The following is a 22,416-nucleotide window of genomic DNA, read 5'->3' on the forward strand; positions in this document are numbered from 1 at the left end:
TACGTTATTACTCGGACATATCGGTGCCAACGAACGGTGGCAAGCGCCGTCATGCAGGCAGGGTGACGCGCGTGTCCTGAAACGCCATATCGACCAGATCGGTCATCGCGGCATAGGCCGCCGCCGGATCGCCCGCCGCGACCGCTTCGAACACGCGGACGTGGTCGGGTTGCGGATCGCGGCGTAGCGGGCTGTTGCGCTGTTTGAACACCGTCGTCCACGCCACGGCCGCGCCGACGCCGCTGGTCAGCGTAACGAGGAACGGGTTGCCCGATGCGTCGAGCAGCGCCGCGTGGAACCGCTGGTCCGCGTCGCGTCCGGCGTCGGTTGCCAGCGTATGGTCGGCCATGTCGGTCAGCGCATTGCGCATCGCGTCGACATGCGCGGTGCTGCGGCGTTGCGCCGCCAGTTGCGCGGCGGCCGGCTCGACGATCTTGCGCAGTTCGAACAGCGCGCCGATCAGCCGTTCGTCGGGTTCGGTGTGGAACACCCACGACAGCACGTCGGGATCGAGCAACTGCCACTGGTCGCGGCTGGACACACGCGTGCCGGTCTTGGGTCGCGATTCGACCAGCCCCTTGGCCGCCAGCATGCGCAGCGCTTCCCGATAGGCGGTGCGCGATACGTTCAGACTGCCGCTGGCCGCGATCTCACCGTCCAGCAGGTCGCCGGGCGCCACTGCGCCCGATACGATGCGGATGCCCAGATCGCGGGCGATCGTGCCGTGGATGCGCAGCGGTTTCGGGATGATCGCCATGCCGTATCAGATCCCCCCGTTGACCGGTTCGCGGCCCCCCGCCGACAGTTGCCCGGCCAGATCGGCGACGCACGCATCGACCACCGCCCGGTCGGTCGCACGGACGACGAAATTGGCGCCGGTGCGGCCGTCGCGAAAGAACGGATAGCTGCCGATCGCGACGCCGTCATGCGCGCGCTCGACATTGCGTAACAGGTCGGCGACCTCGCTCTCCCCGACCCAGCAGCCCAGCGTCGCCGACACGACGGGCAATCCGCCCTCCAGCGTGCCCGTCAGGCTGTCGAGCATCGCGGCGGCGATGTGCGGCACGCCCGCCATGATGAAGATGTTTGCGATATGGATACCCGGCGCGCCCGACATGCGGTTTTCGATCAGCCCGCTGCCTTCCGGTACGCGCGCCATGCGCAACCGTGCCTCGGTCAATCCGCCGCGCGTCGCATAATGTTCTTCGAGAATGGCCCGCGCCTGCGGATGAACGACCACCGGCACGCCCAGCGCCGCCGCGATCGAATCGACTGTGATGTCGTCATGCGTCGGCCCGATGCCGCCGGTGGTGAACAGGTAATCGTTGCGTGCGCGCAGGATGTTGACCGCCTCGACGATCGCCGCTTCGCGGTCGGCGACGACGCGTACTTCGGACAGTCGGATACCCTGGACGTTCAGCCATGTCGCCAGTTGGGCGATGTTCCGGTCCTGCGTCCGGCCCGACAGGATCTCGTCCCCGATTACGAGCAGCGCGGCAGTCCAGGTGCGGTTCGTCATGGCCGACGCATAGCGCGGGGTCGCGCCCTCGCATAGCACGACATTTTTGCCTATATGACCCCGATGACCGATTATCATACCGTCACCATCGATACGCCGATGGTCCGTACCGGCGCGATCAAACTGTACGACGCCGCCGGGTTCGAAGGCATGCGCCGCGCCGGGCGGCTCGCCGCGCATATTCTAGACGAAATCACGCCGCACGTCGTTCCCGGCGTGACCACCGGCGAACTCGACGCGATCATTCTTCGACTGACACGCGAAGGCGGCGGAGTACCCGCGACACTTGGCTATCGCGGCTATACCCATTCGACCTGCATCTCGATCAACCATGTCGTGTGTCACGGCATCCCGTCGGACCGGACGCTGAAGGACGGCGACATCGCCAATATCGACGTCACTCCGTTGCTGGACGGTTGGCACGGCGACAGCAGCCGCACCTATCTGGTCGAAGACGTGCCGATCAAGGCGCGGCGGCTCGTCGACGTGACCTACGAATGTCTGATGCTGGGCATCGAACAGGCGAAACCGGGCAACCGGATGGGCGACGTGGCCCATGCGATCCAGCGTCATGCCGAAGCACATCGGTATGGCGTGGTCCGCGATTTTTGCGGCCATGGTCTGGGTCGGCTGTTCCACGATGCGCCCGACGTCGTGCATGCGGGGCGCGCCGGCACCGGGCCGGAGCTTCGGCCCGGCATGTTCTTCACGATCGAACCGATGATCAACATCGGCCGTCCCGACGTGAAGCTGCTGGACGACGGATGGACGGCGGTGACGCGCGACCGGTCGCTGTCGGCGCAGTTCGAACATTCGATCGGCATCACTGAAGACGGGTGCGAGATCTTCACGCTCAGTCCGCGCGGCTTCACCAAACCGCCCTACGCATGAACGCGGGGCGCGTCGTTCGCCTTCGCCGGGCGACGCGCAAATCCCTAATATTGCCTTAAAAACGGGCACCCTGCCCCTTCGCCGGGCAATATCGACATCCGTGTGCCGATGCCCGATGTTGACCGCAGGGCGACTCGCCTGTTGGCACGGAAATTGTTTGGCAAGACGCATGGCCCGCGGTGCGGGACCACGCCCGGGGGGATCGGCAAGTCCATGAAAAAGATCGAAGCCATCATCAAGCCGTTCAAGCTGGATGAGGTGAAGGAAGCGCTGCACGAAGTCGGCGTCAGCGGCATCACCGTGACCGAAGCCAAGGGGTTCGGCCGCCAGAAGGGCCATACCGAACTGTATCGCGGCGCGGAATATGTCGTCGATTTCCTGCCCAAGGTGAAGCTGGAAGTCGTGGTCGAGGACAGTCTGGCCGAACGCGTGGTCGAAGCGATTGCAAGTGCGGCACAGACCGGGCGGATCGGCGACGGCAAGATTTTCGTGATCCCGGTCGAGACCGCCTTGCGCATCCGTACCGGAGAGCGCAACGACGACGCGATCTGACGCGACGCAGCATAATATCGAATTAGAGGGCGTTTCCGTTCGCATCGTTGCGCGGAACGCGGGGTTTCATCCAGAAAGGGCAGTCTCCGATGGCCACTACCGCCAGCACCATCCTGAAGCGCATCAAGGACGAGGAGATCGAGTGGGTCGATCTTCGCTTCACCGATCCCAAGGGCAAGTGGCAGCACCTGACCATGGTCGCCTCGCTTCTGGGCGAGGATGAGTTCACCGACGGCCTGATGTTCGACGGCAGCTCGATCGAAGGCTGGAAGGCGATCAACGAGTCGGACATGACGCTCATGCCCGATCTGGAAGCCGTCTATACCGACCCGTTCTCGGCCACCCCGATGCTGGTCGTGTTCTGCGACGTGGTCGATCCGGTCACCGGCGAACTCTATGCCCGCGACCCGCGCTCGACCGCGAAACGCGCCGAGGCGTATCTGAAGACCACCGGTATCGGCGACACCGTCTATGTCGGGCCGGAAGCCGAATTCTTCATGTTCGACGACGTGCGGTTCGAGAACACCTATTCGTCGAGCTATTACAAGATCGACGACATCGAACTGCCGGGCAATTCGGGTCGCGAATATGAAGCCGGCAACATGGGCCACCGCCCGCGCGCCAAGGGCGGTTACTTTCCGGTCGCGCCGGTCGACAGCGCCGTCGACATCCGTGGCGAGATGGTGTCGACCATGATCGAAATGGGTCTGCCGTGCGACAAGCATCACCATGAAGTCGCCGCCGCGCAGCACGAGCTGGGCCTGACCTATGGCACGCTGACCACCACCGCCGATCGCATGCAGATCTACAAGTACGTCGTACATCAGGTCGCGCATGCCTATGGCAAGACCGCGACGTTCATGCCGAAGCCGATCAAGGAAGATAACGGTTCGGGCATGCACACGCATTTCTCGATCTGGAACGGCGGCAACCCGCTGTTCGCCGGCGACGGCTATGCCGGCCTGTCGGACATGTGCCTGTATTTCATCGGCGGCGTCATCAAGCATGCCAAGGCGGTCAACGCCTTCACCAACCCGTCGACCAACAGCTACAAGCGACTGGTTCCGGGCTATGAGGCACCCGTGTTGCTCGCATATTCCGCGCGCAACCGGTCGGCATCGTGCCGCATTCCGTACGGCACCGGCCCCAAGGCGAAGCGCGTCGAGATCCGCTTCCCCGACGCGATGGCCAACCCGTATCTCGCCTATGCGGCGCTGATGATGGCCGGCCTCGACGGCATCCAGAACAAGATCCATCCAGGCGAAGCGATGGACAAGAACCTGTACGATCTGCCGCCGGCCGAACTCGCCGCCGTGCCGACCGTCTGCGCCTCGCTCCGCGAAGCGCTGGAGTCGCTCGAAGCCGATCACGACTTCCTTCTCAAGGGCGATGTGTTCTCGAAGGACCAGATCGAAGCCTATATCGAGATCAAGTATGGCGAAGTCGCGCGCTGGGAAATGACCCCCAGCCCGGTCGAGTATGATATGTACTACAGCGCCTGAGGTCGCCGTGCCGGCGACCAGTGGCGTGCGCGCACGCCACTGGTGCTGTCGGCCGGCCTTGCCGGCGGCAAGGACCGACGACGTGGCTTTGCCACGGCGCTACGCGATAAGGGAAAGGGGCGTCCGGTATCGAACCGGGCGCCCCTTTTCACGTTCCGTCACTTCGGATCAACGATCCGATCGCACGACAGACCCGGCATTCCCGCAGCATGATGATATAGGTGCGACCGCGTATCCAGAGTGCCATTGAGCTTGTCGAAATGGCGTATCGAAGGACTGCCACGGATGCTTCGATACGCGGCTTCGACTTCGCTCGGTCGCTACTCAGCACGAACGGGTGGGCTGTACTGTTCATGCAATGAAAGAAACGGGCATGCAGGGACGCCGACCGACGCGATCCGTCCGCGGCATATTGCTGCCCGAAACAAACGCGCCGCCATGACGCGAGCGGGTTGCCTCGGCGGCAGTCCTTCGAAGATCGCCCGACGTTTCGTACAGCCGTCATCGCACCGACAGCAGCCAAATACGCCCCGCATCACAGCGCAGGATCAATAATCCCGCGACACCCGTACGTTAGTGCTCTGCCGCCCGATCGTGGAGATCGACGCCAGCAGCGACAGCCAGCGCGTTACCTGGAACTCGACCCGCGTCGCGGAATAGCCCTGCCCGTCGGTCACGATCTCCGCATAGAAACGCCGCGTCAGATACTTGCCGGCCGCGACCGACGTGCCCTGTCCGGTCTGCGGATCGGCCGGCAGGATGCGGAGACGGTCCAGCCCCGCCGCCCGGCGGACCGCGTTGATCGGGTTCAGCCCACCCTCCCCATTCTGCAACGCCGCCACAGCCGCCGCCAGCTGCAACGCCTCCGGCGCAGACAGGTTGGTGATCGACGTGCCGAACAACAGACGCGACAGCAGCTCGTCCTCGGGCAAGGCAGGCACGCTCTGGAACGTGATTTCGGGCCGTGTCGCAGTGCCGGCGACACGGATGGTGGCGTTCAGCCCCTGCGTATCGGCATTGGCCACGATATCGAGCGCGGGGTCGGCAGGCACTTCGCCGTTGAAGCGCAGCGCGCCGCGATCGAGCTGGAACTCGCGGCCGGCAAACTCGAAATCGCCGCGCACCAGATCGGCGCGCCCGTTGATGACCGGGTTGGTCGGCTCGCCCCTGATCGACAGGTCGGCCGACCATTCGCTGGTCAGGCCCAGCCCGGTAACGACCAGCCCGCCGGGCGCGCGTGCCTTCAGGTCGAGCCGCCATGGTTGCACCGGCGCGCCGCCCTCATCCTCGCCGTCCGGGCGGTTGATCTCGCGGATGTTCAGGCGCGGCAGGGGGGCCGTCGCGGTCGCACGGCCCAACCGATAGCGGCTGCCGTCGAGCCGCACCTCGCCCGCGATCGTGCCGCCCGCGCCGTCGCTGCGGATCGTGATCGGCCCGGTCACCGTCGCACCGATCGAATCGGTGTTGATGAGCCGCGCGCGATCGGCCTGCATGCGCAGATCGATGCCGAAACCGCGCACGGCCGCAAACTCGAACGCGCCGGCACCGCTGACCCGCCCCTGTCGCCCGTCGCCCGCCGCGAAGCGATCGATCACCAGCCGCGATCCGTCGAAACGTCCCTGCGCCTCGACCCCGGTCAGCACCGTACCGGTCACCGAACTTTCGATGCGCGCGCCGCTGGAACGCACCACGCCGCGAATGCGCGGATCGTTCAGCCGACCGGTGATATCCGCGCCGACCGCGACCGGCCCCGACAGGTCGAACAGCTCGATCCCAGTCAGCCGCCACAGCGTATCCGCCGGTCCGCCGTAGCGCAGTTGCGCGAACAGCGGCGCGTTGGCGACCCGCGTTGCCAGATCGCCAGTGCCGAGCGGTGCCAGCCGCGCCTGTGCCCGTCCGATCGTCCGCCCGCCGCTGGCCATCACTGCGCGCAGTCCGGCACGGTTGGCATCCAGTACCGCCGCGATGCCGACATCGATCGGCGTCGACGATAGCACCAGCCCCGACCGGGTAAGGCCGCGAATGGTCAGATCGGCCCGCCCCGACGGCACGCCGCCGGTGGTGGAATAGGCGACCTTGCCCGACGCGGTGCCGCCCAGACCCAGCCCCGGATAGCCGATATCCAGCACCGCCAGCGGCATCCGCGCCACGTCCAGCGCTACTTCGGTCGTGGTGTCGTTCAACGCCCCGCCGATCGTCGCGGTGCCGCCGGCAAAGCTGAACCGGGTCGGGGCCAGCCGCCATCCTGCACCCTCGCGCCGAAGCACGGCAGGGGTTTCAAGTTTCAGGGGTCGGCGGTCGAGCGTCCCTTCGGCAGTGATGCGATATTCGTCGGCCGTGATCTGGATCACGCTCTGGATCGCGAAGGCACGCCCGCGCGATCCGGCGATCGATGCGCGCGCTTCGCCCACGCCGTCGACCAACCGGACGTTGCCGCCGAGCCGCGCGATCGACAGTTGACCGCGCCGGAACCCCTGCGCAGTGACGGTCGCGTCCAGCGTGGTGCCGCCATCGGCCAGCACGATCCCGGCCTCCAGCCGCCCGCGCCGCACCGATCCCAACGTGCCCAGCGTCGCGCGCTGCGCATTCAGCGCGATGTCGATCCGCTGGTCGCCGCCCTGCGGCCGGAAGTCGATCGAACCGTCGATCCCGCCGCCGCCGATCGACAGCCGCCCCAGAAAGCCGTTTTCGACGATATCGATGCCGCCGGTCGCCCGCGTCCCGCTGACCTCCAGCGCCTCGACCACGATCCGCGCGACGCCGCCGGGGGGAAGCAGGATGCGGCCCTGCGCGGTGAACGGCCCCAGGCGCGATCCGCCCGCCGCGCGATAGGCGAACCCTTCCGCCACGGGATCGAGATGCGCGCGCACGTCGGCCAGCCCCAGCGTCGCGTTCGGCGCGGCGAAGCGCAGGTCGAGCGTCGGTTTCGAAATATTGCCGTCGAGGACGATCTGCACCGGACCATAGGTGGCCTGTCGCCCGCTTCCTTCGAAATGGAACGTTCCGTCGCGGCGACGATAGCCATTGCCCGACAGTGTCAGCCCCGGCGACGTCAGTCGCAGGCCGCGGAGATAGAGGATGCCGTCGCGTCCGCGTTCCAGCCCGGTTTCGATCCGTGGCAACCCCTGCGTCAGCGATCGGAAGAAACCGTTGTCCAGCCGCCGCATCTGCGCCACGCCGCGCCCGACGATACGCGTGCCACCGCCCGCGATCGGCATCGCCGTCAGCCGCGTCTGCACGTCGACCAGACCCAGCCCGGGGATCAGATAGCGTTGCAGCGCGCCGCTGATGCCGACTTCGTAGCGCCCGGTCGTCATGTCGAGCGTCAGCATGATGCGCCCGTTCAGCTTGTCCGACCGGACGATCAGATCATTGCCGACCAGCGTCTTCGCATCGACCCGCAGCGCGCCGGTCACCGACAGGTTGCGCAGGATGCCGCCGGCCACGTCGCCGACGCCCGTCACCTGCGCCGCGCTTAGCCGGATCGGCACGGTGACGGGAGCCGGCGACAGCCGCCCCTGCCCCGCCGCGACGACGCGGTCGAAGCCGGTCTGGTCGAACGCGATGCGCTGTGCCCGCAACCGATAGTCGAAGCGTGCGGTGGCGAAGGCCCCGTCGAGGATCGCGCGAAGCTCGATATCGCGTCCGGTCATGTTCGGGAACGGCGCGGCCGGGCGCAGCAGTCGTGCACGCAGGCGCAGGTCGCGGAACATCGATTTGCCGAGATCGACGACGCCTTCGGCCTCCAGCGCCAGTGCCGGACTGCGCAGCGCCAGCACACCGTCGAACCGCCGATCGGCGAAGGTCGTCGTGCCGCTTACCCGGATCGCAGGCGCGCTCAATCGTTGCATCTTGCCGGTCAGCAAGCTGGCGGGCGCGATCGTTCCACCCAGCGTGTAGCGTCCGGCCTGTGCGCCCAGCCGCAGGTCGGCCACGCGTACCGTCCCCGCCTGCGCCACCGCACGCCCGTTCCATGCCGACCAGCGACCGTCGCCGGTCACTTCGATCGCCAGCGGCCGGCGCAGTCCGCTCGCCCTCGCCAGCAGCCCGTCCGCCGTGCCGCGCGCGCGGAGGTCGATATCGAACCGGTCGCGATCGGGTTCGGCATCGAGCGTCAGCCGCAACCGGTCGCTGCCCGCCACGTCCAGCGCCAGTTCGACCAGCGCGCGGCCCGACCGGATATCGGCCTGCCCCGCCAGCCGCCCAACCCGCGCCGTCCCCGTCACGCCCTTGCCCAGTTCCAGCCGGTCGATGCCCAGCCGCCCGATGCGGATATCGAACGCCGGCAGGATCGGCCCCGTCCGCCCGGTCGCGCGCGGTTGCGGCAGCTTGTTCAGGACCGCGCGGGGCATGTGCAGGCTGGTGATCGTCAACCGGTTCGACAAATAGTCCCATGGCCGCCAGTCGAGCGTCGCCAGCGGTGCCCGCAGCACCAGCCCCTTGGGATCATAGATCCGCACGTCGACCAGGCGGGCGCGGTTGTAGATCGATCCTTCGATCCGCCCGATGCGATACCGCATGCCGTTGGCGGGTTTCAGCGTCGCGATGCGATTGGCGATCAGCCGGTGCCCCGGCCCGGTATCGATCGCGAACAGCAGCGCGGCGGCCAGCAGGATGACCGCCGCCAACAGCTGTACGATCCGCCGCCCCCATCCGGCGCGGCGGCGTGGTGGCGGCAGCGGCGCAGTCGGTGCGTCGTCGCCTTCGGTCAAAACGCCTGCCCCAGCGAGACATAGACCGCGATGCGCGGATCGCCGCGCTGCGGGTTGATCGGCGTGCCGACATCGACGCGGATCGGCCCGAAATTGCTGTAGTAGCGCATGCCGATGCCGGCGCCGTAGCGCATGCCGGTGAAGCGCGGCAGCACCGAGGTATAGATGTTACCCGCGTCGAGAAACGGCACCACGCCGAAATTGCCGAACGCACGCACCCGCGCCTCCAGCGAGAATTCGGCAAGGCTGCGCCCGCCGATCGGATCGTTGTTCGGATCGCGCGGACCGATATTCTGGAAGCCATAGCCGCGCACCGATGCGCCGCCACCGGCATAGAAGCGCCGCGACGGCGCCACCGCATCGCGCGGTGCCCCGAGGATCGATCCGATCCGCGTCCGTGCCGCCAGCACCACCCGCGACGTGACCGGCCGGTACACGCTGGCGTCGATCTGGGCGCGGGTATAGCCGAACACATCGCCCTGCAGCGATACTTCGGGGCTGATCCGCCCGCCCAGCCGGAACCCGCGCGTCGGGTTCAACAGGTCGTCGGACCCGTCATAGGTCAGGCTGCTGGGCAGCGCGCCGATGAAATAGGTCCGCTGCCGCGGTTCGCCGGTCGCCACGATCACGTCGCGCTCGTCGGTCGCGACCAGTTCGGCCCCCAGCGACCATGTCCAAGTCTTTTGAAAGAAGATGTTGGTCTGCCGCTCCAGACTGGCCGACAGCGATACCGTATCGGCAACGAAGGCGTCGCGTTCCAGATGCGTCGCGGCGACCTGTCCGGTCAGCACCCGGTCGCGTCCATGGAAATTGTTGCGCCGGAACGTCACCGCCGCCACCTGTTCGCGCGTGCCGAGCACGCCGCGCAGCGTCAGCGCCCCTTCAGGCGGGAACAGGTTGCGGTGCGTCCAGCTCACTTCCGCACGCGCACCTTCGCCGGTGCCATACCCCAGTTCGCCCGCGATCGTGCGCGGCGGTGCCGGCTCCATCGCCAGATCGAGATCGACGGTGCCCGGTGCCTGCCCCTCGACCGGGGTCAGCCGCACCTGCGACACAAGGCTGGTCTGCACGATCGCCCGACGCAGATCGTCCACCAGCGTCGAATCATATAGTTCGCCCGGTTCGAACCGGGCGATATCCTGTGCGTGATCGCCGTCGAAGATGCGGTTGGGCCGTGCGACGATCCGCCCGAACCGGCGCTCGCCGCCCGGCGTGACGGCCACGTCGATCGATGCGGTGCGGGTGGCGTGATCGACCACGATCGCCGGATCGTCGACCTTCGCGAACGGGAACCCCTCGCGCCCGATCGTCTGCGTCAACCGCTCCTGCGCCGCGACCACCGTGTCGCCCTGTACCGGCGCTTCGGGCGCGATCGGGAATGCCTCGCGCAGTTCCTCGGCCTTGCTGCCCGCTGCCGCGATGCCCGGGGTGCGTACCTGTGCGAAGCGGTAGAGTTGACCCGGCTCCACCTCCAGCATCACGACCAGCTTGCCGCCTTCCGGCCGGACGCTGGTCGCGATGCGCGCGTCGAAATAACCCTCGTTGCGCAGCAGTTCGTCCAGCGTCCGAGCGTCCTCGCGCGCGCGGCGGTCGATCTGCGCGGCGTTGGCCGGCTCCCCCTCGTTCGCACGCAGCACCGACAGATCGTTGAAGCGCTGCCAGAACAGGTCGCCGCCGATCCCGTCGATCCCCACGATGCGGTAATTGTACCGGAGTTCGCCCGCCGCCTGGGTCTGCGGCCCGGCGGCGGTGGCGGTCTCGCCGGGGGCGGGCGACAGGTCGGGCCATGCCACGCCGATATCCGGCATGTCTGCCAGCGGCGTGTCGGGATCGAGCGGCACGTCCTGCGCGAACGCGGCGGGACCGGCGAGCGCGAGCCAAGCGGCGCTGAAAAGCAAGACAGGCCGGTAGCTCGACATTCGGTCGTCCTAGCGCGGTGAGCGGCTCCGCGCCAACCACTTAACCCCGGTTCGCGTCAGTGAATCGTACCGCGCACGCCCGGACGCGCCATCATCGAGACCAGCCGGGCCACCCGCCGCCATTGGCGAAAGCACACGGCATTGCCCAGATCGCGGGCATATTCGGCCCGCCCGGCTGCTTCTTCCAGTGCGGGAATGCCGCCCAGCCCGGCGATCAGATCGTTCGCGAGGATGATGTCGGCAGGGTCGCTGAGGCAGGGTGCGGGATAGGTCATGGCCCATTCCGTTCACGAACCATGCCCGTTCGGGCCGCCCCGCCCCCACGGCGGGACATGGTGGTTAACCCGTTCGCCGCGCCTGCCCGCCGGTCCCGTTACGGCACGATCGCCGTCCCGCGACGGCACGCGCGGGATGCGGTGGCGCGCCCCGCGCGGCTGTGGCAGGACGGCGCGATGACCACGCCCCCCCATAACCCGCGCGCCGGCGGCCTTCCGATCGCGGCCGGCACGTTGTTCGGCGCGATCCTTGGAGCCCTTGCCGGCGAAGCGACGATCGGGTTGCTGGTCGGGCTGGCGCTCGGTATCGCGGTTGCGGTCCTGATCTGGCGATCCGACCGGCGTTAGGCCGGTCGCGGCCGCTTATAATCGTCGCGACAGCCACACGACCCGACCGACGATGTCGGGTGTCCCGGTGACGGCGATCGGCGGATAGGCGCTGTTGTCGCTGACCAGTTCGACCCCACCCGGCACCCGCGCCAGCCGTTTGACCAGCAGCGCGCCGTCGTACCGCACGACATAGATTACCCCCGAAACACCGCGCCGGTCGCCGCGATCGACGAGGATCGTGTCGCCGTGGCCCAGCACCGGTTCCATCGAATCGCCCGTAACCTCGATCATCGACGCGTTGTCGGGCCGGACGCGCAACTGCCGTAGCAGCGCCGCATCGATCCGCAGCACGCCGTCTGCGCGATCGTCCTCGACCAGTCCGCCCGGCCCCGCCGCCGCCGCTGCGTCAATCCGCAGGACGGCAACCAGTTCGTCGCGCACCGGCCCGCCCAGTGCCGATTCGCGTACGCCCAGATATCGCGCCAGCGTCGCCCGGTCAGCCTCCGCCAGCCGGCGCGGCGTCCCACGATCGATATATTGCTGCATATACGCGGGGTTACGCCCCAGCACGCGCGACAGTTCGGCAAGGCTCACCCCCCGCTCCCGCGCCAGCACAGCAATCGTCCCCCGCGGGTCGGTATCATCCATAGGTGCGGTCATAGGCGAAGGAAAAATCCTAGACAAGTTGGATTTGAGAGAACATTTCAGGAACTACAATGAGTCGCCGGACGGAATTAGGAGGTGCGCGTGAACACCATATTGCAACGGATCAACCAGCATCTGCATGATACGGGAATGCCCGAAACGCTGTTCGGACGACGCGCGGCGGGGGACCCACGGCTGGTCGGCGACCTGCGCAACGGACGCGAGCCGCGCCCCGAAATGGTCGCCAAGATCGAGGCGTTCATCGCCCGGCAGGAACAGGCACGATGAGCCGCGGTCCCGATGCCGGCACGCTGCTCGACCGGCGGTTGCGGATCGCGGCGGAAGCGGCGGGCGTGACGATCGCCATCACCGATTCGGACTGGGTCCGCTGGTCCAGCGCCACCTTTTCCGGCGCGCGCCACCGCGTGACGGTGATGAGCGACGACGCCGGACTGGCCCCATGGCTCGCCACGCTGCCCGACGCCGATCTGCCGATGCGCGGTCATCTGGTCGCCGAACTGGTCGTGACGGGACGGCGACCGGGGGCCGCCGATCTGGACGTACTGACCGTCGAGGAACGGTAGAGACGAGGGAGTTGACCGGGAACCGCCAAGCCCATCCGCCATCGCGGTGGCCCCGGTCAGTCCTGCACTGCCATGCGTCGCAGCGCGCCCAGCGTGGATTCCAGCCCGCGTTCCCCGACGATCGGCCGGGGCCTCGGTCGGCGACGTGCCAGCCCCTCGTCCAACCGCGCGAGCAGCGCCGCGAGCGACGGCACAGGAACGGCCCCGCCCGGCGACTCCACCGTGACCGGTCGCTCCTTGGCGAACGACAGTTCTTCAATGGCAGGCCGTTCTTCGGCGACCGGGGGCTGCATCGCAACCGGCGGCTCCTCCGCGATCGGCAGCGCGACCGCACGGTCCGGCGTCGACTCCGGGTCGCCGGATACCGGAACGATCATCGGTTCGGGCCGATACAATGCCCGCAACGTCGGCGCGGGTGCGGCGGGTTGGGCCGGCACCGCCGCCGGATCGAACGCCGCCATCGGGACGTCCAGATCACGCGGCAATGCCAGTTCCTCAGGCGGCGCCTGCTTCGGTTCGTCGGCGATCACCGCTTCGAGGAACGGCGTTCCCAGATCGCGCCCCGCGCGAACCGGTGCGCGCGGCGCGGCGTCCGGGTGCGCATCGGCCCGGCGTACCACCGGCGGCATGTCGTCCGCATCGTGCGTGTCCGTTGCACCGCCCATCAGCAAGGTGAGTGCGGTCCAGAGCAGGGCAGCGATGCCGCCGCCCGCCCCCAGCATCAGCGCGATCCGCGCCGACAGACCCAGCGGCGGGGCGGCAGCGGGCAGCAGGGCGGGCAGACCGCTGGCCAGCACCGCCGATTCGATCCGCCATGTCGGCACCAGCGCGATCGCGATCGCCACCGTCAGCCCCGCCACGGCCGCTGCGACCGGAGCGACCATCCGGCCAGTCGTCGCGCTGCGTTCGGTCGTCCCCCCGATCATGTCCGTCCCCCCTTCGCTGCAACCAGCCGCTCGTACATCGGCTGATACCGCGCCACATTCGTCGCCCAGTCGCGCTCCGCCCCGACAAAGGCCCGCCCCCGGTCGCGCATCGCATCCCATCCGCCACGATCCGCCAGCATCGCCGCGACCCGTGCCGCCAGCGCCGCCGGATCGTCCGGCGCGAACAGGATGCCCGTATCGCCGTCGCGGATCAACTCTCGGTGTCCGCCAACGTCCGACGCGGCGACCAGCCGCCGCTGCGCCATCGCCTCCAGCGGCTTGAGCGGGGTGACCAGTTCGGTCAGCCGCATCGCCTTGCGTGGATAGACCAGCAGGTCGACCAGCCCGTAATAGCGTTCGACCTGTTGATGCGGCACGCGGCCGACGAACCGGATTGCATGCGCCGCGCCCGATGCCTCCGCCCGTGCCCGCAGCGTCGCCTCCATCGGGCCGCCGCCGACCAGCACCAGCCGCACCGCCGGTCGCGCCGCGACCAGCGCGGGCATCGCATCGATCAGCGTGTCCAGCCCTTCGTAATCGTAGAAGCTGCCGATGAACCCCAGCACGTCCTTGCCGACAAGCCCCAATTTCTCGGCCAGCGCCCGGTCGGGCGGCGGCGGGTCGCCGAACAGGGTCAGGTCGACGCCGTTGGGCGATACCATCACCTTGCCACCGTCGATCCCGCGCGCCAGCAGATCGCGGCGCAGGCCGTCGCAGATCACCGCCACCCCGTCGGCGCGGCGCACCGCCCATGTCTCCAGCGCCCGCGTCGCCCGGTAGCGCAACGACCCCTCGCGACCCGTCCCGTTGCCGACCGAAGCGTCTTCCCAGAATGCGCGGATCTCATAGACCAGCGGCAACCGCAGCCGCCGCGCGATGCGCAACGCCGCCAGCGCGTCCAGCACCGGCGAATGCGCATGGAGGATATCGGGCCGAAATGCCGCCGCGACCCGTTCGATCGACGCGGCGAAGGCACGCACCTCGCGCAATTCGCCCAGCGGCGCGGGTGCCGTCCGGGGCGGCACGGTGCGATGGAAATCAATGCCGTCGATCGTTTCCGCCGTCCGCTCGCACCGCCCCTGTCGCGGCCCGGTGACGGCGGCGACCTGCCACCCGCGTGCCATCTGCGCGGTCAGGATCGCGCGCGTGCGGAAACTATAGCCGCTGTGCAGCGGCAATCCGTGATCGAGGATGTGGAGGATACGCATCGCAATCCTGCCTGCCACGGCAGGGTTAACGACGCGTAACCTTTTCGCGCACGACCATTCGCCAACAACCATCCATTCGTACTAACGCTGTTGCGAGTCATTATCGTCACGGCTAGGGGCGGGGCGCGTTTTGGGGGAGGCGTCATTCCACATGAGGAAGTCATGCCAGCCATCCCCCTTGCGCGTCGTCGCGCGGTCATTCTGCGCCTGTTCGCTACCGTCGCTGTCTTCGGCGTTACCACCTTCCCGGCCGCCGCCCAGAGCACCGCCCAAAGCCCGGCCGAGCCGTCGGGCGCCGACGAAATCGTCGTCACCGCCACCGGCTATGCCCAGAAACAGGAGGATGCGCCGGCATCGGTGACCGTCGTCGACGGCGACGACCTGCGGCGTCGGTCGATCCAGAGCCTTGCCGATGCGGTGCGCGACGTCGAAGGAATCGTCGTCAACGGTGCCGCGAACGAAAGCGACATCCAGATGCGCGGCATGCCGGGCGACTACACGCTGATCCTCGTCGACGGAAAGCGTCAGAGCGGGCGGGAATCCCGCGTCAACGGCAATCGCGGATACGAACAGAGCTTCACGCCCCCCGCCGCCGCGATCGAACGGATCGAGGTCGTGCGCGGCCCCATGTCGTCGCTGTACGGGTCGGATGCGATCGGCGGCGTCATCAACATCATCACGCGCAAGACCGGCACGAAGTGGAACGGCAGCCTGTCCTATGACTATTCGCTGCGCGGTTCGGACGATCAGGGTGATGCACAGAATGCGCAGGCGTTCATCGGCGGCCCGCTGGTCCCCGGTCTGATCGGGGTACAGGCATGGGGCGGCTGGCTCGCCCGCACCGCCGATGAAGATCCGGTCGTCGACAACAGCTTCACCCGCGCCCGGAACCGCAACTTCACCGGCCGCGTGCTGGTGACGCCGTCGGAGGATCATGACGTCACGCTGGAGGGCGGCATTTCCCGGCTGCGCAGCGGCGAGGGCGTCAGCCCCAACTGGGCGACCCGTCAGCAGGACAATTCACGCGATTACTGGTCGATCACCCACGAAGGCCGGTGGAGCGGCGTCGCATCGACGACCCTCTCCTATCTGGACGAACGGACCAGCCGCGAAGCGCTGGCGACTCCCGACCAGACCGATGTGTTCGGTCGCAAGCCGGAAATCCATAACCGGGTGTTCGACGGAAAGCTGGTTATCCCCACCGGGTCGAACACCAGTTCGCTGGGCGTCCAGTGGCTCAAATCGACGCTGACCGACTGGAACCAGTCCAATCGGGGCACTCCGGCCGAATTCGACTATGAACGATATTCGGTGGTGCAGAAGGCCGTGTTCGCCGAAAATGAATGGCGCGCGCTGCGCGACTTGACGCTGACCGGCGGCGTCCGGCTCGACCATCACGACCGTTATGGCAGCCATGTGAACCCGCGCGTCTATGCCGTGTGGCGAGTGACGCCGCAATGGACCGTCAAGGGCGGCGTCGCGCGTGGGTTCAAGGCGCCAGAGCTTCGGGCGGTCATTCCCGAATACGCGGTCATCCGGCGTAACCGGCTGGTCCAGTTCGGCAATCCTGATCTGAAACCCGAAACCAGCACCAATTTCGAAGGGACGGTGATGTGGTCGAACCGCGCCGGCGCTTCGCTTGGCGCGACCGTGTTCTTCAACGATTTCCGCGACCGGCTGTCGACCGTGACCACCACCCGAATCTGGCAGGGACTACAGGTCCTCGACCGCGTGAACATCGACAAGGCGACGATCCTTGGCGTGGAAGTCAGCGGGCGTTGGCGGATCGCGCCCGCCGTCGCCGTGCGCGGCAACGTGACGTGGCTCGATTCCGAACAGAAAAGCGGCCCCGACGCAGGCGCTCCGCTGGCGCTCACCCCGAAATGGAAAGGCAATCTTCGCGCAGATTGGGACGTAACGGCCAAGGCGCGGGTGTGGACCTCACTCAACTATTACGGAAAGGAATATGAAGCGACCGCGACCGGATCGACCGCCCCGGCCTATGCGACCGCCGACGTGCTGGGGTCGTATGAGCTTTCCCCCGCGCTGACGCTGAAGGCAGGCCTGTACAATGTGAACGACAAGCGTCTCGACGACGCGACCTATGGCACGGTCAATTACGGCCGTACCTACTGGTTCGGCGTGGGCGCGAACTTCTAGGACGGATCGACGTTCAGTCCTGACGGCCTGCAAACGGTGGTTTTGCGCGCTTCCGGTGCTCACGTACCATTAGTACACTGCGCTCCGGGTCACGCCAAACCACCGTTTTCGGCACGTCATTATCTGAACGTCGATCCGCCCTGGTCGGCCCAGACACGGCGTCGCCCCCCCGCCGCGNAGCTCGTTCGCGGTGCTCGTCATAGGTGCGATCTGCACCGGCTTTTCCATGCCGATCAGCATCGGACCGATCACGGCGTCCCCGCCCAACTCGCGCAGCAGCTTGGCGGAGATATTGGCCGATTGCAGCCCCGGCATGATGAGCACGTTGGCCGGACCCGACAGGCGCGCGAATGGGAAATTGGCCATCTGTTTCGGGTTCAGCGCGACGTCGGGCGCCATCTCCCCTTCATATTCGAACCCGACCTGACGCTTGTCGAGCGCTGCCACGCCGTCGCGGACATTGTCGATCCACTGGCCCGACGGGTTGCCGAACGTCGAATAGCTGAGGAACGCCACCCGTGGTTCGTGCCCCATCCGCCGCGCGACGGCGGCGGTGCGTTCCGCGATATCGGCAAGTTCTTCAGCCGCCGGGCGTTCGTTGATCGTGGTGTCGGCCATGAACACCGTGTGGCTCTGCCCGACCAGCAGGTGGATGCCGAACGGCACCTTGCCGTCGACCGGGTCGATCACGCGCCGCACGTCGCGGAACGTCTGCGCATAGGTGCGGGTAATACCGGTAATCATCGCGTCGGCGACGCCAAGCTGTAGCAGCACCGCGCCGAACGTGTTGCGATCCTGGTTGATCATCCGCTCCGCATCGCGACGCAGGAACCCGCGCCGTTGCAGCCGGGCATAGAGGAAGTCGACCATCTGCGGCACCATCTCGCTGGTGCGGCTGTTATGGACTTCATATTCCTCGGGATTGACCACGCCAAGCGCGCGCAGCCGGTCATGCACGTCGTCGCGCCCGACCAGCACGGGGACGCCATAGCCGCCTTCCTTGAACGCGATCGCCGCGCGCAGCACGACTTCCTCTTCGCCTTCCGCGAACAGCACGCGCTTGGGATGCGCGCGCGCGCCTTCATATGCCATGGTCAGCACCGACGTGGTCGGGTTGAGCCGCGCGCGCAGCTTCTGGCGATAGGCATCCATGTCGAGGATCGGCCGCGTCGCCACGCCCGAATCCATCGCCGCCTTCGCCACCGCCGACGGCACCAATTCCATCAGCCGCGGATCGAACGGCGCCGGGATGATATATTCCGGGCCGAAGCTGTGCTGCGTACCGTATGCCAGCGCCACTTCCTCCGGCACGCGCTGCCGTGCGAGTTCGGCGATGGCGTTGGCAGCGGCGATCTTCATCGCATCGTTGATGCCGGTCGCCCGTACGTCGAGCGCGCCACGGAAGATGAACGGGAAACCGATGACGTTGTTGACCTGGTTCGGATAATCCGACCGGCCGGTCGCCACGATCGCGTCCGGCCGCGCCGCTTTCGCCAGTTCGGGGCGTATTTCCGGCTCCGGGTTCGCCATCGCGAAGATGATCGGCGACGGCGCCATGTCCTTGACCATTTCGGGTTTCAGCGCGCCCGCCGCCGACAGGCCGAGGAACACGTCGGCTCCGTGCAGCGCCTCGGTCAGCGTCCGCCGATCGGTCGCGGCGGCATGCGCCGACTGCCACTGGTTCACGTCGTCGCGACCCTGATAGATGACGCCGGTACGGTCGCACAGGATCACGTTGTCAGCGGCAACGCCCATCGCCTTCATCAGTTCGGTGCACGCGATCGCCGCCGCGCCCGCGCCGTTCACGACGACCCTGACCTCGCCCAGCTTCCGGTTGGTCAGCAGGCATGCGTTGATCAGCCCAGCGGCACAGATGATCGCGGTGCCGTGCTGATCGTCGTGAAAGACCGGAATGTTCATCCGTTCGCGCAACGTCTGTTCGATGATGAAGCATTCGGGCGCCTTGATATCCTCAAGGTTGATGCCGCCGAAGGTCGGTTCCATCAATTCGACGGCGTCGATGAAGCGGTCGACGTCCTCGGTCTTCAATTCGATATCGATCGAATCGACGTCGGCGAACCGTTTGAACAGCACCGCCTTGCCTTCCATCACCGGCTTGGACGCCAGCGCGCCCAGATTGCCCATGCCAAGGATCGCGGTGCCGTTGGAAATGACGGCGACCAGATTGCCCTTCGCCGTATAGTCATAGGCGGTGGCGGGATCGTCGGCGATCGCCTGTACCGGCACGGCGACGCCCGGCGAATATGCAAGTGCAAGATCGCGCTGCGTCGCCATCGGCTTCGATGCGATGATCTCGATCTTGCCCGGACGCCCTTCCGAATGGAACAGCAGCGCCTCGCGCTCGGAGAACTGGACGGTGGTTTCCTCGGACACTGGCAATCTCCCGTTTGGGCGGCTGTACCCGGCTGGTCGCAGGCGGGGCAAGGCTCTTGTCCCGAAATGCGGGATGGGCGGCGATGACCATGCCCTGTTCGACATGCCGGGGATTGGCTCCCCCACGACCCCGCCGTCGTGCGCATTTGCCCATCCGCGCCTCGCCCGGTATCGCGCCGTCATGGCGATGAAGGCTCCGGCGGGCGATACCCCTGCCCCCACCCCGATGATGGTGCAGTATCTGGCGTTGAAGGCGGAGGCGCAGGATTGCCTGCTCTTCTATCGCATGGGCGACTTCTTCGAACTGTTCCACGACGACGCGAAGGTCGCGGCCGCCGTGCTCGACATCGCGTTGACCTCGCGCGGCGAACATGAAGGCGCACGGATTCCGATGTGCGGCGTGCCGGTCCATGCGGCGGAAGCCTATCTGGCGCGGCTCATCAAGGCGGGACATCGCGTCGCCATCGCCGAACAGGTCGAAAGCCCAGAAGAAGCCAAACGCGCACGCGGATCGAAGGCGCTGGTGGCGCGTGCGATCGTCCGCGTGGTCACCGCCGGCACGCTGACCGAGGAAGCGTTGCTCGACGCGCGTGCGGCCAACTGGTGCGCCTGTATCGGCGAAGCGGGCGGCGCCGTCGCCATCGCTGCCGCCGACGTATCGACTGGCCGGTTCGAGGTGATCGAAACCGATGCCGCCGGGCTGACCGCCGCGCTAGCCCGGCTGCACGCGGTCGAAGTGGTCGCCGCCGAATCCTCCGCCTTCGCCGACATCGCCACGCTGTTGCGTCCGAAGGGCGACTTCGACAGCGCCGCCGGGGAAGCGCGACTTAAGACGCTGCACGGCGTCGCCACACTCGATGGATATGGTCAGTTCAGCCGTGCCGCGCTGGCGGCGGCGGGCGGGCTCGTCGCCTATCTCGATCATACCGCGCGGGGACAGTTGCCGTTCCTGCGCCCGCCGGTCTGCGCCGCCGATGGCGCGTGCATGGCGATCGACGCGGCGACGCGCGAAAGCCTCGAACTGACCCGCACCGCTGCCGGGCAGCGCGCCGGCAGCCTGCTGGCCGAAGTCGACCGGACCGTCACCGGTGCGGGCGCACGGCTGCTCGCCGCCGATATCGGCGCGCCGTTGATGGACCGGATGGCGATCGAGGCGCGGCTGGCGGCGGTCGCGTGGTTCCATGACGATCCCGGCCTGCGCGACACGGTGCGTCATGCGTTGCGCGCACTACCCGACATCGGCCGTGCGATCGGACGGATCGCCGCCGGGCGCGGATCGCCGCGCGATCTGGGCCAGTTGCGCGACGGGCTGGATGCCGCATGGACGCTGGGCCAGCAACTGGGCGGCATGGCCGACGTGCCGCCGCTGGTCGCCGGGCTGGCCCCGCAACTGCGCGGTCATGGTGAGTTGATCGACCTGCTGCGCCGCGCGCTGGTGCCGATGCCGCCGATCGACGCGGCGGCGGGCGGCTATGTCGCCGAAGGGTTCGACGCCGCGCTGGATGCGCTGCGCGACACCGGCGCGGGCGGCCGCCGCGCCATCGCTGCATTGGAAGCGCAATATCGCACCGCCACCGGCATCGCCGCGCTCAAGATCCGCCATAACGGCGTGCTGGGCTATCATGTCGAGGTGCCGGCGCGCGTCGCCGACAAATTGATGGCGGCCGACAGCGGCTTTACCCATCGCCAGACGCTGGCCGGCGTCGTCCGCTTCAACGCCCCCGACCTGCATGACGCCGCGATCAAGGTGACGCAGGCCGGCGCGCACGCACTGGCCGCCGAGGCCGCGCATCTGGAAGCCTTGACCGACGCCGCGCTGTCGCGTCGCGAGGCCATCGCCGCCACCGCCGATGCGCTGGCCCGGATCGACGTTGCGGCGGCGCTGGCCGAACGCGCGGCGGAAGGCGGCTGGGCGCGTCCGACACTGGTCGACCATCCGTGCCTCGACATCGCGGGCGGCCGTCATCCCGTGGTCGAAAGCGCGGTCGCGCGCGGCGGCGGGCGCTTCGTTGCCAATGACTGTCATCTGTCCGAACGATCGCGGCTATGGCTGGTCACCGGTCCCAATATGGGCGGCAAGTCGACGTTCCTGCGGCAGAACGCGCTGATCGTCGTGCTGGCGCAGGCGGGCGGCTATGTTCCCGCGACCAGCGCGACGCTCGGGCTGGTCGACCGGTTGTTCAGCCGGGTCGGCGCGTCCGACAACCTCGCGCGCGGCCGGTCGACCTTCATGGTGGAGATGGTCGAAACCGCCGCGATTCTCGCCCAGGCGACACCGCGCTCGTTCGTCATCCTCGACGAGGTCGGTCGCGGCACCTCGACCTATGACGGCCTAGCCATCGCATGGGCGGTGGTCGAGGCGATTCACGAGGACAATCGCTGCCGCTGCCTGTTCGCCACACATTATCACGAACTGACCCGCCTATCGGAACGCTGCGACGCGCTGTCGCTGCATCACGTCCGCGCGCGCGAATGGAAGGGCGATCTGGTCCTGCTGCACGAACTGTCCGACGGGCCGGCCGATCGCAGCTACGGCATCGCCGTCGCGCGGCTGGCGGGCCTACCGCCGACGACGCTGGCGCGGGCGAAAGCAGTGCTGTCGAAACTCGAAGCAGGGCGCGCGAAGACCGGGGGCATCGCGGCGGGGTTGGACGACCTGCCGCTGTTCGCCGCCGTGCAGGCGGTCGAGGCTGCGCCGGTCGACACCCTGCGCGAGGCGTTGGGCGCGCTGGACATCGACGCCATGACCCCGCGCGAAGCACTCGAATCGCTGTACCGGCTCAAGGCACTGACCTGATT

At 67.6% G+C, this 22,416-nt stretch carries 16 protein-coding genes and 1 pseudogene; 8 read left to right on the plus strand and 9 right to left on the minus strand.

The genetic code is table 11. The annotated features are described in order from the left end of the window. Positions 1-49 precede the first annotated feature (49 nt). Positions 50-757: a FadR/GntR family transcriptional regulator gene (locus IFT55_RS02475; protein WP_192088796.1), complete on the minus strand. Its 708-nt coding sequence runs from the start codon at positions 755-757 to the stop codon at positions 50-52. A 6-nt stretch (positions 758-763) separates the two neighbouring features. Continuing rightward, positions 764-1,519 (minus strand): competence/damage-inducible protein A, encoded by a 756-nt coding sequence (locus tag IFT55_RS02480; RefSeq protein ID WP_192088797.1) that lies wholly within the window; start codon positions 1,517-1,519, stop codon positions 764-766. 63 nt (positions 1,520-1,582) lie between these two features. Here IFT55_RS02480 and map point away from each other — a divergent pair, with 63 nt between their 5' ends. The 3 genes from map (at position 1,583) to glnA (ending at position 4,464) form a co-directional block, all read left to right on the plus strand. Further along, entirely contained in the window at positions 1,583-2,410 is an 828-nt protein-coding gene (gene map, locus IFT55_RS02485) for a type I methionyl aminopeptidase (RefSeq protein WP_192088798.1), read from the plus strand. A gap of 213 nt (positions 2,411-2,623) precedes the next feature. Beyond that, a complete protein-coding gene (locus tag IFT55_RS02490; RefSeq protein ID WP_192088799.1) occupies positions 2,624-2,962 on the plus strand; it encodes a P-II family nitrogen regulator in 339 nt (112 codons plus the stop codon). Positions 2,963-3,051: 89 nt separating this feature from the next. Continuing rightward, positions 3,052-4,464, plus strand: a complete 1,413-nt coding sequence (gene glnA, locus IFT55_RS02495) for a type I glutamate--ammonia ligase (RefSeq protein WP_192088800.1) — start codon at positions 3,052-3,054, stop codon at positions 4,462-4,464. A gap of 548 nt (positions 4,465-5,012) precedes the next feature. Here glnA and IFT55_RS02500 read toward each other — a convergent pair. From IFT55_RS02500 to IFT55_RS02510, 3 genes are read right to left on the minus strand one after another with little or no spacing between them, the layout of a single operon-like run. Beyond that, complete coding sequence (locus IFT55_RS02500; protein ID WP_249403531.1) at positions 5,013-9,176, minus strand: translocation/assembly module TamB domain-containing protein; 4,164 nt, start codon at positions 9,174-9,176, stop codon at positions 5,013-5,015. After that, the gene (locus IFT55_RS02505; RefSeq protein WP_192088801.1) at positions 9,173-11,095 is read right to left on the minus strand and encodes an autotransporter assembly complex protein TamA; all 1,923 of its coding nucleotides are present in this window, start codon (positions 11,093-11,095) and stop codon (positions 9,173-9,175) included. Before IFT55_RS02505 ends, IFT55_RS02500 begins: the two co-directional genes overlap by 4 nt. A gap of 56 nt (positions 11,096-11,151) precedes the next feature. After that, on the minus strand, positions 11,152-11,370 hold the full coding sequence (locus tag IFT55_RS02510) for a hypothetical protein (protein ID WP_192088802.1): 219 nt from the start codon (positions 11,368-11,370) through the stop codon (positions 11,152-11,154). 57 nt (positions 11,371-11,427) lie between these two features. Here IFT55_RS02510 and IFT55_RS02515 point away from each other — a divergent pair, with 57 nt between their 5' ends. Further along, positions 11,428-11,718 (plus strand): hypothetical protein, encoded by a 291-nt coding sequence (locus tag IFT55_RS02515; RefSeq protein ID WP_192089752.1) that lies wholly within the window; start codon positions 11,428-11,430, stop codon positions 11,716-11,718. A gap of 15 nt (positions 11,719-11,733) precedes the next feature. Here the strand turns inward: IFT55_RS02515 and IFT55_RS02520 are convergent, their stop codons facing one another. Continuing rightward, the gene (locus tag IFT55_RS02520; RefSeq protein ID WP_192088803.1) at positions 11,734-12,348 is read right to left on the minus strand and encodes a S24 family peptidase; all 615 of its coding nucleotides are present in this window, start codon (positions 12,346-12,348) and stop codon (positions 11,734-11,736) included. Positions 12,349-12,447: 99 nt separating this feature from the next. On the opposite strand from IFT55_RS02520, the gene IFT55_RS02525 reads away from it, so the two are divergent. Both IFT55_RS02525 and IFT55_RS02530 read left to right on the plus strand, forming a co-directional pair. Further along, the gene (locus IFT55_RS02525; protein WP_192089754.1) at positions 12,448-12,633 is read left to right on the plus strand and encodes a hypothetical protein; all 186 of its coding nucleotides are present in this window, start codon (positions 12,448-12,450) and stop codon (positions 12,631-12,633) included. After that, a complete protein-coding gene (locus IFT55_RS02530; RefSeq protein ID WP_249403532.1) occupies positions 12,630-12,929 on the plus strand; it encodes a hypothetical protein in 300 nt (99 codons plus the stop codon). The genes IFT55_RS02525 and IFT55_RS02530 overlap by 4 nt, the downstream gene beginning before the upstream one ends. A 56-nt stretch (positions 12,930-12,985) precedes the next feature. On the opposite strand, the gene IFT55_RS02535 is transcribed toward IFT55_RS02530, so the two are convergent. Both IFT55_RS02535 and IFT55_RS02540 read right to left on the minus strand, forming a co-directional pair. Continuing rightward, on the minus strand, positions 12,986-13,855 hold the full coding sequence (locus IFT55_RS02535) for a hypothetical protein (protein WP_192088804.1): 870 nt from the start codon (positions 13,853-13,855) through the stop codon (positions 12,986-12,988). Then, positions 13,852-15,063, minus strand: coding sequence for a TIGR04063 family PEP-CTERM/XrtA system glycosyltransferase (locus IFT55_RS02540; protein ID WP_192088805.1), 1,212 nt, complete (start codon positions 15,061-15,063; stop codon positions 13,852-13,854). The genes IFT55_RS02535 and IFT55_RS02540 overlap by 4 nt, the downstream gene beginning before the upstream one ends. Before the next feature lie 162 nt (positions 15,064-15,225). On the opposite strand from IFT55_RS02540, the gene IFT55_RS02545 reads away from it, so the two are divergent. Next, complete coding sequence (locus IFT55_RS02545; protein WP_192088806.1) at positions 15,226-17,223, plus strand: TonB-dependent receptor domain-containing protein; 1,998 nt, start codon at positions 15,226-15,228, stop codon at positions 17,221-17,223. 178 nt (positions 17,224-17,401) lie between these two features. Here IFT55_RS02545 and IFT55_RS02550 read toward each other — a convergent pair. After that, a pseudogene (locus tag IFT55_RS02550) lies at positions 17,402-19,617 on the minus strand (NADP-dependent malic enzyme); the annotation flags it as partial. 226 nt (positions 19,618-19,843) lie between these two features. On the opposite strand from IFT55_RS02550, the gene mutS reads away from it, so the two are divergent. After that, positions 19,844-22,414, plus strand: a complete 2,571-nt coding sequence (gene mutS, locus IFT55_RS02555) for a DNA mismatch repair protein MutS (RefSeq protein WP_192089673.1) — start codon at positions 19,844-19,846, stop codon at positions 22,412-22,414. Positions 22,415-22,416 lie beyond the last annotated feature (2 nt).

The sequence above is a fragment of the Sphingomonas sp. CFBP 13720 genome (genome assembly GCF_014842075.1).
Classification (GTDB): Bacteria; Pseudomonadota; Alphaproteobacteria; order Sphingomonadales; family Sphingomonadaceae; genus Sphingomonas.

Bases quoted from the DNA above. Each gene is read 5' to 3' on its own strand.
- IFT55_RS02475 (WP_192088796.1), bottom strand. From the start codon at position 757: ATGGCGATCATCCCGAAACCGCTGCGCATCCACGGCACGATCGCCCGC.
- IFT55_RS02480 (WP_192088797.1), bottom strand. From the start codon at position 1,519: ATGACGAACCGCACCTGGACTGCCGCGCTGCTCGTAATCGGGGACGAG.
- map (WP_192088798.1), top strand. From the start codon at position 1,583: ATGACCGATTATCATACCGTCACCATCGATACGCCGATGGTCCGTACC.
- IFT55_RS02490 (WP_192088799.1), top strand. From the start codon at position 2,624: ATGAAAAAGATCGAAGCCATCATCAAGCCGTTCAAGCTGGATGAGGTG.
- glnA (WP_192088800.1), top strand. From the start codon at position 3,052: ATGGCCACTACCGCCAGCACCATCCTGAAGCGCATCAAGGACGAGGAG.
- IFT55_RS02505 (WP_192088801.1), bottom strand. From the start codon at position 11,095: ATGTCGAGCTACCGGCCTGTCTTGCTTTTCAGCGCCGCTTGGCTCGCG.
- IFT55_RS02510 (WP_192088802.1), bottom strand. From the start codon at position 11,370: ATGACCTATCCCGCACCCTGCCTCAGCGACCCTGCCGACATCATCCTC.
- IFT55_RS02515 (WP_192089752.1), top strand. From the start codon at position 11,428: ATGGTGGTTAACCCGTTCGCCGCGCCTGCCCGCCGGTCCCGTTACGGC.
- IFT55_RS02520 (WP_192088803.1), bottom strand. From the start codon at position 12,348: ATGGATGATACCGACCCGCGGGGGACGATTGCTGTGCTGGCGCGGGAG.
- IFT55_RS02530 (WP_249403532.1), top strand. From the start codon at position 12,630: ATGAGCCGCGGTCCCGATGCCGGCACGCTGCTCGACCGGCGGTTGCGG.
- IFT55_RS02535 (WP_192088804.1), bottom strand. From the start codon at position 13,855: ATGATCGGGGGGACGACCGAACGCAGCGCGACGACTGGCCGGATGGTC.
- IFT55_RS02540 (WP_192088805.1), bottom strand. From the start codon at position 15,063: ATGCGTATCCTCCACATCCTCGATCACGGATTGCCGCTGCACAGCGGC.
- IFT55_RS02545 (WP_192088806.1), top strand. From the start codon at position 15,226: ATGCCAGCCATCCCCCTTGCGCGTCGTCGCGCGGTCATTCTGCGCCTG.
- mutS (WP_192089673.1), top strand. From the start codon at position 19,844: ATGATGGTGCAGTATCTGGCGTTGAAGGCGGAGGCGCAGGATTGCCTG.